The 12,045-nt window shown below is 53.7% G+C and carries 10 protein-coding genes; 7 read left to right on the top strand and 3 right to left on the bottom strand.

Features of this window, described 5'->3' with window-relative positions:
• Positions 1-33: 33 nt before the first annotated feature.
• Together QMG44_RS15490 and QMG44_RS15485 are read right to left on the bottom strand one after the other, a co-directional pair.
• Positions 34-1,302 (bottom strand): OprD family outer membrane porin, encoded by a 1,269-nt coding sequence (locus QMG44_RS15490; protein ID WP_086532130.1) that lies wholly within the window; start codon positions 1,300-1,302, stop codon positions 34-36.
• A 220-nt stretch (positions 1,303-1,522) separates the two neighbouring features.
• On the bottom strand, positions 1,523-2,281 hold the full coding sequence (locus tag QMG44_RS15485) for a M48 family metallopeptidase (protein WP_086532131.1): 759 nt from the start codon (positions 2,279-2,281) through the stop codon (positions 1,523-1,525).
• A 272-nt stretch (positions 2,282-2,553) separates the two neighbouring features.
• Between QMG44_RS15485 and tkt the strand changes: the two genes are divergently transcribed.
• The 7 genes from tkt (at position 2,554) to QMG44_RS15450 (ending at position 10,986) form a co-directional block, all read left to right on the top strand.
• Positions 2,554-4,545, top strand: coding sequence for a transketolase (gene tkt, locus QMG44_RS15480; RefSeq protein ID WP_020883715.1), 1,992 nt, complete (start codon positions 2,554-2,556; stop codon positions 4,543-4,545).
• A 381-nt stretch (positions 4,546-4,926) separates the two neighbouring features.
• The gene (gene epd, locus QMG44_RS15475; protein WP_086532132.1) at positions 4,927-5,946 is read left to right on the top strand and encodes an erythrose-4-phosphate dehydrogenase; all 1,020 of its coding nucleotides are present in this window, start codon (positions 4,927-4,929) and stop codon (positions 5,944-5,946) included.
• 49 nt (positions 5,947-5,995) lie between these two features.
• Complete coding sequence (gene pgk / locus QMG44_RS15470) at positions 5,996-7,159, top strand: phosphoglycerate kinase (protein WP_086532133.1); 1,164 nt, start codon at positions 5,996-5,998, stop codon at positions 7,157-7,159.
• Positions 7,160-7,250: 91 nt separating this feature from the next.
• Complete coding sequence (fbaA, locus tag QMG44_RS15465; RefSeq protein ID WP_014171535.1) at positions 7,251-8,330, top strand: class II fructose-bisphosphate aldolase; 1,080 nt, start codon at positions 7,251-7,253, stop codon at positions 8,328-8,330.
• Positions 8,331-8,517: 187 nt separating this feature from the next.
• On the top strand, positions 8,518-9,372 hold the full coding sequence (gene mscS, locus QMG44_RS15460) for a small-conductance mechanosensitive channel MscS (RefSeq protein WP_014171534.1): 855 nt from the start codon (positions 8,518-8,520) through the stop codon (positions 9,370-9,372).
• Between the two features lie 146 nt (positions 9,373-9,518).
• The gene (gene argO / locus QMG44_RS15455; protein ID WP_014171533.1) at positions 9,519-10,154 is read left to right on the top strand and encodes an arginine exporter ArgO; all 636 of its coding nucleotides are present in this window, start codon (positions 9,519-9,521) and stop codon (positions 10,152-10,154) included.
• A 91-nt stretch (positions 10,155-10,245) separates the two neighbouring features.
• Positions 10,246-10,986, top strand: coding sequence for an oxidative stress defense protein (locus QMG44_RS15450; RefSeq protein WP_025203272.1), 741 nt, complete (start codon positions 10,246-10,248; stop codon positions 10,984-10,986).
• A gap of 47 nt (positions 10,987-11,033) precedes the next feature.
• Here the strand turns inward: QMG44_RS15450 and argP are convergent, their stop codons facing one another.
• Positions 11,034-11,927 carry a DNA-binding transcriptional regulator ArgP gene (argP, locus tag QMG44_RS15445; RefSeq protein WP_008499727.1) on the bottom strand — a complete coding sequence of 298 codons (894 nt, stop codon included), beginning with the start codon at positions 11,925-11,927 and terminating at the stop codon, positions 11,034-11,036.
• Between the last annotated feature and the right edge of the window lie 118 nt (positions 11,928-12,045).

Here is a 12,045-nt window from a genome sequence, read left to right as displayed (position 1 = left end):
TCCCTTAGGGAGAAGGGCGGGTGAGGGGCTTAATCAGAACACGTTAAACGGGTATTCCACGTACGCGCGGATCTCATCCCCGCCCACGTTATAGTCGCTGGCGTTGCTGGACACGCGCAGGACGGAGTAACGGAGTTTCAGTTTCAGATCTTTAGCCGGGCCTTCCTGCACCTGATACTGGATCTGGTTAAACCACTCATGCTCTTTACCGTTGCTGGTTTCAGAGGTCTTGATGTTGTCGCCACGCACGTAAGCTGTGGTCCAGCTCAGACCCGGTAAGCCCAGACCGCCGAAGTCCAGCGCGTAAGAAGCCTGCCAGGAGCGCTCGTCTTCGCCGTTGAAATCAGACCAGTAGGAGTTCGCCAGCCAGATGGTATTGCCGCCGTCACCTACGCCACCCTGATCGCGATAGCTGCCATAGTGATAGCCGGTGCTGCCGCTGCTCTGCTGATACGCCACCTTGAAGGTATGAATATCCCAGATGTAGCTTGCCGCCAGGCTCCAGATGCTATTGCTGCGTCCGGTATCAAGGCTGTCTGCGTAGCGCTGATCCAGGCGTGAGTTATAGCCGTTGAAATCGAGCACCAGCTGTTGCCCGGTGCTGAACGGCTGTTTGAAGTTCATTCCCAGGTACTGCTTGTTCATCACCTCTTCCACATGAGAGGCATACAGCGCACCGCTGAACTGGTCGTTGAACTGGTAGCTCGCACCGCCGAAGGAGAGGCTCTTCAGGCCGCTGTCGTGGCGGTCGTCACTTTTGCGCTGCTCATCGGTGAAGTAACCGGCGTTAACTTCCAGACCCGCGATCTCTTTTGAGGTCAGCATGGTGCCGGTAAAGCTTTCAAACAGCAGACGGGAATTGTCGGCATTAACAATCGGTAATTCCGGACGCTGGTTACCGTAGCTCAGCACGGTATTGGAAATACGCATTTTTGCTGTGGCGCCAAATTTCGCCAGATCGGATTTAGCCCGGCCATCGTCTTCCTGTTTAAAGAAGTCAATGCCGCCCGCGCCGCTCTTTCCACGACCGCCATCCAGACGCACGCCATACTGGGCAATGCCGTCCACACCAAAGCCAACCAGCCCTTCGGTATAGCCGGATTCAAACGTGGCAACGATACCCTGACCCCATTCGGCTTTGTCCTGCTGGCCCTGATGATAATCACGACTGATATACGCATTGCGTAAAAACAGATCTAAATGGCTGTCGTCAACAAACCCTTTGCTGTCGGATTGCTGGCTTGCAACGGCGGGTAATGCGGCGAATAAACTTAACGCAATTAATGATAATTCTTTTTTCACGGAGGGAACGTCTCTGTCTTAATATTGTAAATTGAATTACTGCGAGTTCGATAATTACCCGAATGGTAAATGATTGCAATAATTATGTGACGAGACGTTTCAGGGCAATAAGCCAGTGTTTGCGCGGCTTAGAAAGGTACTCAAGCGCTATTACCGATATGTGCGGTTAAATTAACAATTCATGCGAAATAAAAAGGAGGCAAATATGCCTCCTTTCGAATTATTTAATTCCGTCTGCGGCCATACGGTCGCGAATATGCTGTGCGCGCTCTTCTGACGCCGGGTGGTCATCAAACATAGAGCTCTGGCGACCGGCTTCCAGTTTGGCCAGTTTTTCGAAGCTGGTGGCTAAACCTGATGGATTAATGCCGCGTTTGCTCAACAGGTCGTAGGAGTAGTCATCCGCTTCGGATTCCTGACGCTGCGAGAACTGAGAGTTAACCAGCTTTTCACCCACATCGCCAAGCTGCGACTGTGACAGGCTGCCGACGATACCGCCCGTAGACGCCGCCGCGGCGCGGATGGCGTTAGTGCCTAACGCAACCTGCATGCCTTTCTTCACGTGGCCAAGTGCAACGTGGCCCATTTCATGGCCGATAACCGCTTCAACTTCGTTGTCGGTCATCATATCCATCAGCCCGCTGTAAACGCGGATGCAGCCGTTCGCCATCGCGAAGGCGTTTACATCTTTGGCCATGTACACCTTATAGTTCACCGGCTGGCCATTAATGTTATCACCCAGCGCGGAGGCTATCTTATTCAGACGCTGCGTGTAGGTACTATTGGCCGGGGCAAGCGTGGCTTTTCCGTCCATATCTTTACAGGCCTGGTCGCTCAGCGCTTTAACCTGTGCGTCGCTCAGGGAGTAGGCCTGAAAGGCTTCTGCGCCTGAGGACATCAGGCCGTTAGAATCCATATTCTGACAGCCGCTCAGCAGGAGCGTTGTACCCAGGGCCAGCACTATTGCACGCATTTTCATGATGTCGCTTCCGTACTCGTTAATCTGAATAAAATCTGAAAAGTGCACCGGCAACGAAGCCGGGGTCGGGCTAAGTATAAGGAATATCTACGGGGCCGGGCGAGTAGATTGCGCAACATGCGAGCATGATCCAGAGATTTCTTAAGCTGCAAAAGAATGCTCCATGTACATGACATGCCGCTTGGGTTACATTGTTGGCACTTTTTTCCGGCGTAGCCCAAAACGCGCTGTCGTCAAGGGCATGGCCTTTAACAGTCCGATCTGGAGTTAAAATGTCCTCACGTAAAGAGCTTGCTAATGCTATTCGTGCGCTGAGCATGGACGCAGTACAGAAAGCCAAATCCGGCCACCCGGGCGCCCCTATGGGGATGGCTGATATCGCCGAAGTCCTGTGGCGCGATTTCCTGAACCACAACCCGCAGAACCCTTCCTGGGCTGACCGCGACCGTTTCGTGCTGTCTAATGGCCACGGCTCAATGCTGATCTATAGCCTGCTGCACCTCACTGGCTACGATCTGCCAATTGAAGAGCTGAAAAACTTCCGCCAGCTGCACTCCAAAACGCCAGGTCACCCGGAAGTGGGTTACACCGCAGGTGTAGAAACCACCACCGGTCCGCTGGGTCAGGGTATTGCTAACGCGGTGGGTATGGCGATTGCCGAGAAAACCCTGGCCGCGCAGTTCAACCGTCCAGGTCATGACATTGTTGACCACTTCACCTACGCATTCATGGGCGACGGCTGCATGATGGAAGGCATTTCTCACGAAGTGTGCTCCCTGGCAGGTACCCTGAAGCTGGGCAAACTGGTTGCGTTCTATGACGACAACGGCATCTCCATCGACGGTCACGTTGAAGGCTGGTTCACTGACGACACCGCGAAGCGTTTCGAAGCTTACGGCTGGCACGTTGTGCGTGGCGTTGACGGTCACGATGCTGACTCGATTAAACGTGCAGTAGAAGAAGCGCGCGCTGTGACGGACAAGCCGTCACTGCTGATGTGCAAAACCATCATTGGTTTCGGTTCCCCGAACAAAGCGGGTACCCACGATTCCCACGGTGCGCCACTGGGCGACGCGGAAATCGCTCTGACGCGCGAAGCGCTGGGCTGGAAATATCCTGCTTTCGAAATCCCATCTGAAATTTACGCGCAGTGGGATGCTAAAGAAGTGGGTCAGGCGAAAGAATCCGCATGGAACGAGAAGTTCGCTGCCTATGCGAAAGCCTTCCCACAGGAAGCGGCTGAATTTACCCGTCGTATGAAGGGTGACATGCCGTCTGACTTCGACGCCAAAGCGAACGAGTTCATTGCTAAACTGCAGGCGAACCCATCCAAAATCGCCAGCCGTAAAGCCTCTCAGAATGCGATTGAAGCGTTCGGTCCGCTGCTGCCAGAATTCCTGGGCGGCTCCGCTGACCTGGCGCCATCTAACCTGACAATCTGGTCTGGTTCTAAAGCAATCAACGAAGACACTGCCGGTAACTACATCCACTACGGTGTGCGTGAATTCGGTATGACTGCGATTGCGAACGGTATCTCCCTGCACGGTGGTTTCCTGCCGTACACCTCTACCTTCCTGATGTTTGTCGAGTACGCGCGTAACGCCGTGCGTATGGCTGCGCTGATGAAACAGCGTCAGGTGATGGTCTACACCCACGACTCCATCGGTCTGGGCGAAGATGGTCCAACTCACCAGCCGGTAGAGCAGGTGGCTTCCCTGCGCGTGACGCCAAACATGAGCACATGGCGTCCATGTGACCAGGTTGAGTCCGCCGTGGCGTGGAAATACGGTGTTGAGCGTCAGGACGGTCCAACCGCACTGATCCTCTCCCGCCAGAACCTGGCACAGCAGGAACGTACTCCAGAGCAGCTGGCGAACATCGCCCGTGGTGGTTACGTGCTGAAAGATTGCGCGGGTCAGCCAGAGCTGATCTTCATCGCGACCGGTTCTGAAGTTGAGCTGGCTGTTGCCGCATGGGAAAAACTGTCTGCCGAAGGCGTTAAAGCGCGCGTGGTTTCCATGCCGTCTACCGATGCGTTCGACAAGCAGGATGCCGCCTACCGCGAATCCGTACTGCCTAAAGCCGTTACCGCGCGCGTGGCAGTAGAAGCAGGTATCGCTGACTACTGGTTCAAATATGTGGGCCTGAACGGCGCAATCGTCGGCATGACAACCTTCGGTGAATCTGCTCCGGCAGAGCTGCTGTTCGAAGAGTTCGGCTTCACCGTTGAAAACGTTGTCGCGAAAGCAAAAGAACTGCTGTAATTGTTTGTAGGGGAGGGGCGCGAGCCCCTGTCCGTGCTCTCACTGAGAAGAGGGCGCAAATACCCTAAACGGTAACCTTTGGGTTACCGTTTTGTTTTTTCACGCTATCCGCTTTATATGTCCACTATTCCTCAAACATGTAACGTTCCTGTGAATTATTCCATCCAAAATGTGACGCAAGTCATATAGCGCGCTTATTGCTCTGGACAGACATTCCTTTTATTCCCTGATTCGCTTATTCTAGCTGAAGCGTTTCAGTCGATTAAATGTTCGACAATTGACCAATCAATCGCAGTTTGTGACAGCAAGGATTCCCCTTCGGGCGTAGCTGGATTACTCTTTCAGCCACCTCAAACTCAGGGATAGCTTTGCAGGAGATCTATGACCGTACGCGTAGCGATTAATGGCTTCGGTCGCATCGGGCGTAACGTGGTTCGTGCTTTATATGAATCCGGGCGTCGGGCGGAAATAACCGTGGTGGCTATCAACGAACTGGCGGAAGCTGCGGGCATGGCGCATTTGTTGAAATATGACACCAGCCACGGACGCTTTGCCTGGGATGTTCGCCAGGAAAGAGATCAGCTGTTTGTCGGCGACGATGCCATCCGCGTGCTGCATGAGAGCAGTATTGCCGGGCTACCGTGGCGTGAACTGGGTGTGGATATCGTACTTGACTGTACTGGCGTATACGGTAACCGCGAGCATGGCGAAGCGCATCTGACAGCAGGTGCGAAAAAAGTCCTGTTTTCCCATCCTGGCAGCAACGACCTCGACGCGACCGTCGTATTTGGCGTGAATCAGCATGAGCTGCAAGCCGAACACCGCATTGTTTCCAACGCCTCCTGCACCACCAACTGCATTATTCCGGTCATCAAACTGTTAGACGATGCGTATGGCATTGAATCCGGCACCGTAACCACGATTCATTCAGCGATGCACGATCAGCAGGTGATTGACGCCTATCATCCGGACTTACGACGCACGCGAGCCGCGAGCCAGTCAATCATTCCGGTGGACACAAAACTGGCGGCAGGTATCACCCGTTTTTTCCCGCAGTTTAATGATCGTTTTGAAGCAATTGCCGTACGTGTACCGACGATTAACGTCACCGCAATTGACCTGAGCGTGACGGTGAAAAAACCGGTAAAAGCCTGTGAAGTCAACCTGTTGCTGCAAAAAGCGGCACAGGGGGCATTTCATGGTATAGTTGACTATACGGAATTACCGTTGGTCTCAGTAGATTTTAACCACGACCCGCACAGCGCCATTGTCGATGGCACTCAAACGCGCGTCAGTGGCGCACACCTTATCAAGACGCTGGTCTGGTGTGATAACGAATGGGGCTTTGCTAACCGAATGCTCGACACCACGTTAGCAATGGCCGCTCAAGGTTTCAGGTAAGACGCATCGTGCGTCTGCAAAACTTTAAGAATCAACGAGAGGATTCACCATGTCTGTAATTAAGATGACCGATCTGGATCTGGCTGGTAAACGCGTTTTCATCCGTGCTGATCTGAACGTACCGGTTAAAGATGGCAAAGTGACCAGCGACGCGCGTATCCGTGCATCTCTGCCAACCATCGAACTGGCTCTGAAGCAGGGCGCTAAAGTGATGGTGACCTCCCACCTGGGTCGTCCAACTGAAGGCGAGTACAATGAAGAGTTCTCTCTGCTGCCAGTTGTTAATTACCTGAAAGACAAACTGTCCAACCCGGTTCGCCTGGTAAAAGATTACCTGGACGGCGTAGACATCGCTGCCGGTGAACTGGTTGTTCTGGAAAACGTTCGCTTCAACAAAGGCGAAAAGAAAGACGACGAAGCGCTGTCCAAAAAATACGCTGCACTGTGTGACGTATTCGTGATGGACGCCTTCGGTACTGCTCACCGTGCGCAGGCTTCAACCCACGGTATCGGTAAATTCGCAGACGTCGCGTGTGCCGGTCCTCTGCTGGCTGCTGAGCTGGACGCACTGGGTAAAGCGCTGAAAGAACCTGCTCGTCCAATGGTTGCAATCGTTGGTGGTTCTAAAGTTTCTACCAAACTGACCGTACTGGATTCGCTGTCTAAAATCGCTGACCAGCTGATCGTTGGTGGTGGTATCGCGAACACCTTCGTGGCGGCACAAGGCCATAACGTCGGTAAATCCCTGTACGAAGCGGATCTGGTTGACGAAGCAAAACGTCTGCTGACCACCTGCGATATCCCGGTTCCAACGGATGTTCGCGTCGCGACTGAGTTCTCTGAAACAGCGGCTGCGACCCTGAAATCTGTTAACGACATCAAAGATGATGAGCAGATTCTGGACCTGGGCGACGATTCTGCACAGAAACTGGCTGAAATCCTGAAAAACGCAAAAACTATCCTGTGGAATGGTCCTGTTGGCGTGTTCGAATTCCCGAACTTCCGCAAAGGTACTGAAATCGTTGCTAACGCTATCGCAGACAGCGAAGCGTTCTCTATCGCAGGCGGCGGTGATACGCTGGCAGCAATCGACCTGTTCGGTATTTCTGACAAGATCTCCTACATCTCCACTGGTGGCGGCGCATTCCTCGAGTTCGTGGAAGGCAAAGTACTGCCAGCAGTAGCAATGCTCGAAGAGCGCGCTAAGAAGTAAGCCATTCAAGGGCAGGGAAACCTGCCCAATTTTCAGCGCGCTTTAAGAGCTCGCACCTTTTCTAACGGCCGAAGATACAGGACTAAGCAACATGTCTAAAATTTTTGATTTCGTAAAACCTGGCGTGATCACTGGTGATGATGTTCAGAAAGTGTTCCAGGTAGCTAAAGAAAACAACTTCGCTCTGCCAGCAGTTAACTGCGTTGGTACCGACTCCATTAACGCCGTACTGGAAGCTGCTGCAAAAGTTAAAGCACCGGTTATCGTTCAGTTCTCTAACGGTGGCGCAGCATTCATCGCTGGTAAAGGCGTGAAAACTGACGTTCCTCAGGGCGCGGCAATCCTGGGCGCAATCTCTGGTGCGCACCATGTACACCAGATGGCTGAACATTACGGTGTTCCGGTTATCCTGCACACTGACCACTGCGCGAAGAAACTGCTGCCGTGGATCGACGGTCTGCTGGACGCGGGTGAAAAACACTTCGCAGCGACCGGTAAGCCACTGTTCTCTTCTCACATGATCGACCTGTCTGAAGAGTCCCTGCACGAAAACATCGAAATCTGCTCTAAGTACCTGGCGCGCATGGCCAAAATGGACATGACCCTGGAAATCGAACTGGGTTGCACCGGTGGTGAAGAAGACGGCGTGGACAACAGCCACATGGACGCTTCTGCACTGTACACCCAGCCAGAAGACGTTGATTACGCTTACACCGAGCTGAGCAAAATCAGCCCACGCTTCACCATCGCAGCGTCCTTCGGTAACGTACACGGCGTTTACAAACCAGGTAACGTGGTTCTGACCCCAACTATCCTGCGTGATTCTCAGGAATACGTTTCTAAGAAACACAACCTGCCGCACAACAGCCTGAACTTCGTCTTCCACGGCGGTTCCGGTTCTTCTGCTCAGGAAATCAAAGACTCCGTAAGCTACGGCGTAGTGAAAATGAACATCGATACCGATACCCAGTGGGCAACATGGGACGGTATCCTGCAGTACTACAAAACGAACGAAGCTTACCTGCAGGGCCAGCTGGGCAACCCGAAAGGCGAAGACCAGCCGAACAAGAAATACTACGATCCACGTGTATGGCTGCGTGCTGCGCAGACTTCCATGGTGGCGCGTCTGGAGCAGGCTTTCAAAGAACTGAACGCGGTTGACGTTCTGTAATTTAAGCTGCTCATAGCATCAGAAGGCCCGCGAATGCGGGCCTTTTTTTATGCTTTTTCAATGGTCTGCCCGGCCCGTTTATGTGATCTGTTTGGCAAAACCGGTCCTTTTTGTTTACCCTTTACTGACCTGCCTGTCTCCATGGGGGATGGATTTTGTGTTTTTGGGATAACAAAAGGAAGACTAAATGGAACAACTCGATGTTGTAGACAGCATCAATAATGCCGGTAACTGGCTGGTGCGCAACCAGGCGCTGCTGCTGAGCTATGCCGTTAACATCGTCGCGGCGATTGCCATCATCATCGTCGGGATGATCGTGGCGCGTATCGTATCAAACGCCGTAAACCGCGTGATGCTGGCGCGTCACATTGACGCCACTGTGGCTGACTTCCTCTCTGCACTGGTGCGCTACGGTATTATTGCCTTTACGCTGATTGCTGCACTGGGGCGTGTTGGCGTACAGACTGCCTCGGTGATTGCTGTTCTCGGTGCCGCCGGTCTGGCCATTGGTCTGGCGCTGCAGGGGTCGCTCTCGAACCTGGCAGCGGGTGTGTTGCTGGTAACCTTCCGTCCGTTCCGCTCTGGCGAGTACGTTGACCTGGGCGGTATTGCCGGCACCGTACTGCAGGTGCAGATTTTCTCAACCACCCTGCGAACTGTGGATGGCCGTATCGTGGTGGTACCGAACGGGAAAATTATCGCGGGCAACATCATTAACTTCTCCCGCGAGCCGGTGCGTCGTAACGAGCTGATTATCAGCGTGGCGTATGATTCTGATATCGATCAGGTGAAATCGCTGATCGCCAATATCATTGCCTCCGACGATCGTATTTTGAAAGATAAAGAGCAGACCGTTCGCCTGAACGAGTTGGGGGCATCCTCCATCAACTTTGTCGTGCGCATCTGGAGCAAAAGCAGCGATCTGCAAAACGTTTACTGGGATGTTCTGGAACGTATCAAACGTGATTTTGATGCCAACGGGATCAGCTTCCCGTATCCACAGATGGACGTGAACCTTAAACGCGAGAAAGAAGCCGAGTAATCCTCTTCCTCAGCAGGCCCGGTGAGCGGCAACGCCACCGGGCCTTTTTATTAGCAATACTAATCACCAATTAATATTATCAATTTCCTCTAATAAGATTCTCGCAGTATAGTCAGCTCCCAGGACAACTTGCTGAGAATTTATTCATGTTATCTTATTATTTTCAAGGTCTTGCATTAGGTGCGGCCATGATCCTTCCCCTTGGCCCGCAGAACGCGTTCGTGATGAACCAGGGCATTCGCCGTCAGTATCATCTTATGATTGCCCTACTGTGCGCGGTGAGCGATTTGCTGCTGATCTGCGCCGGAATCTTTGGCGGCAGTGCGCTGCTGATGCAGTCTCCCTGGCTGCTGGCGCTGGTGACCTGGGGGGGGGTAGCGTTCCTGCTGTGGTATGGGTTTGGGGCGCTGAAAACGGCAATGAGCAGCAATCTCGAACTGGCGAGCGCCGAGGTCATGAAGCAGGGCCGCTGGAAGATTATCGTCACCATGCTGGCGGTCACCTGGCTCAACCCGCACGTTTATCTGGATACCTTTGTGGTGCTGGGCAGCCTGGGCGGGCAGCTCGACGTTGAGCCAAAACGCTGGTTTGCCCTGGGTACCGTCAGCGCCTCATTCCTGTGGTTCTTCGGTCTCGCGATTCTGGCGGCATGGCTGGCCCCGCGTCTGCGTACCGCTAAAGCCCAGCGGATCATCAATACGCTGGTGGGCGTGGTGATGTGGTTTATTGCCTTTCAGCTGGCAAAAGAGGGGATTCATCATGTTCAGGAATTGCTCAACTAAGCGTTGTCTTATGGACAACTGAGCGAGAGCCGCTAAGCTTGCTGGCATGCGCCCTGTTGTTGGGCACTCTTCGCGACATGGAGGAATGACAGTGAAGTTTAAAGTGATGGCCCTGGCGGCATTAGTGAGTTTAGGTGCGGTGTCGGTGCAGGCAAGTGAATTGCCTGATGGCCCGCACATCGTCACTTCAGGCACCGCAAGCGTGGATGCGGTACCCGATGTTGCAACGCTGGCAATTGAAGTGAACGTGGCCGCGAAAGATGCCGCTTCTGCCAAGAAGCAGGCTGACGATCGTGTTGCGCAATATCTCTCTTTCCTGGAGCAGAACGGTGTCGCTAAAAAAGACATCAGCTCTGCCAACCTGCGTACCCAGCCTGATTACGACTACCAGAACGGTAAAAGCATCCTGAAAGGCTACCGTGCCGTGCGCACCGTTGAAGTGACCGTGCGTCAGCTCGATAAACTGAACTCGTTGCTGGATGGCGCGCTGAAAGCGGGTCTGAACGAAATTCGTTCCGTCTCACTGGGCGTTGCGCAACCGGAAAAATACAAAGACCAGGCGCGTAAAGCCGCCATTGATGATGCAATCCATCAGGCGCAACAGCTGGCGTCCGGGTTCAACAGTAAGCTCGGTCCGGTATACAGCGTGCGTTACCACGTCTCAAATTATCAGCCAAGCCCGATGGTACGGATGATGAAGGCCGACGCGGCGCCGGTGTCTGCTCAGGAAACTTATGAGCAGCCGACGATTCAGTTCGACGATCAGGTTGATGTGGTATTCCAGCTGCAGCCGACCCAAAGTCAGCAGACTGAGCCGGCAAAAGCGCAGTAATCTGTCTTCACAATTCCCCTCTCCCGTCAGGAGAGGGGAATTGTTCCTTAATCCTGTCTCAACACCTTATGCCCATACGCCAGCAGCGCGTCGGTGACGTTGCGCATCATGCGGCTTTCTGGCGCAAAACGGTGCCAGTAGAGCATCCGGCGCTGATACAGCCCCGGCGTTAAGTCAATCAGCTCTCCGCTTTTCAACTCTTTCTCTATCTGCAGGTGCGGGATCATACAGCAGGTGGTGCCCTGACGTGCGAGCTGCACAAACGCTTCAGACGAGTTCACGATATGACATGGCACGCTGCCCGGCGGCAGATCGAAGTTTTGCTGCAGGAAGGCCTGATGCATATCGTCCAGATGGTCGAACGCTACCGCAGGGGCTTTCAGCAGCGCGGCGCGGGTGACGCCGTTCGGGAAGTAGCGCTCGGCAAACGCTTTTGAGCCGACAAATAGGTAGTCCAGTGCGCCCAGCTGATCGACAAGACAGCTCGGCAGCGCCTGAGGCTGGATACTGACCGCCCCAACCACTTCACCGCGACGCAGGCGCTCCTGTGTACGGGTTTCATCTTCGACCTGCAGATTCAGGCGAATCGGGGAGTCTGCTAATACCGGCGCAAGGGCTGGCAACAGCCAGGTTGCCAGACTGTCGGCGTTCACCGCCAGCGAGAGCAGCAGCGGCGTTGAGCCGGTCTGTTCGTCGCCCAGCCACTCATCTTCGAGCAGTTCAACCTGGCGCAGCAGGGCGAGGAGCTTTTGCCCTTGCTCCGTTGGACGCGGTGGAACGGTACGTACCAGCAGAGGCTGCCCGAACATGTTCTCCAGCTGTTTGATGCGTTGTGATACGGCGGACTGAGTGATACAAAGCTTTTGCGCTGCGCGCTCAAAACCGCGTTCACGAATAACTGCATCAAGTGCCTGTAGTGTTCTGTAGTCCGGACGTTTCATTGCTCTGGCTGACTCCTTAATTTTGCTTAATCTGCACTATGACACAATTTTCCCTTCGTGGCAGACGAAATCCACCCGACGTGTTCTATAATGCGGCCTACGTTTTCACACCACAGGC

This window comes from Enterobacter sp. 200527-13 (assembly GCF_027924865.1).
Taxonomy (GTDB): domain Bacteria; phylum Pseudomonadota; class Gammaproteobacteria; order Enterobacterales; family Enterobacteriaceae; genus Enterobacter; species Enterobacter ludwigii.
The sequence above is the reverse complement of the archived record's forward strand: the minus strand, read 5'-3'. Positions and strand labels throughout refer to the sequence as shown.

Excerpts from the sequence above, each read along its gene's own strand:
- argP (WP_008499727.1), bottom strand. The coding sequence starts at position 11,927 with ATGAAACGTCCGGACTACAGAACACTACAGGCACTTGATGCAGTTATT.
- mscS (WP_014171534.1), top strand. The coding sequence starts at position 8,518 with ATGGAACAACTCGATGTTGTAGACAGCATCAATAATGCCGGTAACTGG.
- pgk (WP_086532133.1), top strand. The coding sequence starts at position 5,996 with ATGTCTGTAATTAAGATGACCGATCTGGATCTGGCTGGTAAACGCGTT.
- epd (WP_086532132.1), top strand. The coding sequence starts at position 4,927 with ATGACCGTACGCGTAGCGATTAATGGCTTCGGTCGCATCGGGCGTAAC.
- QMG44_RS15485 (WP_086532131.1), bottom strand. The coding sequence starts at position 2,281 with ATGAAAATGCGTGCAATAGTGCTGGCCCTGGGTACAACGCTCCTGCTG.
- argO (WP_014171533.1), top strand. The coding sequence starts at position 9,519 with ATGTTATCTTATTATTTTCAAGGTCTTGCATTAGGTGCGGCCATGATC.
- tkt (WP_020883715.1), top strand. The coding sequence starts at position 2,554 with ATGTCCTCACGTAAAGAGCTTGCTAATGCTATTCGTGCGCTGAGCATG.
- fbaA (WP_014171535.1), top strand. The coding sequence starts at position 7,251 with ATGTCTAAAATTTTTGATTTCGTAAAACCTGGCGTGATCACTGGTGAT.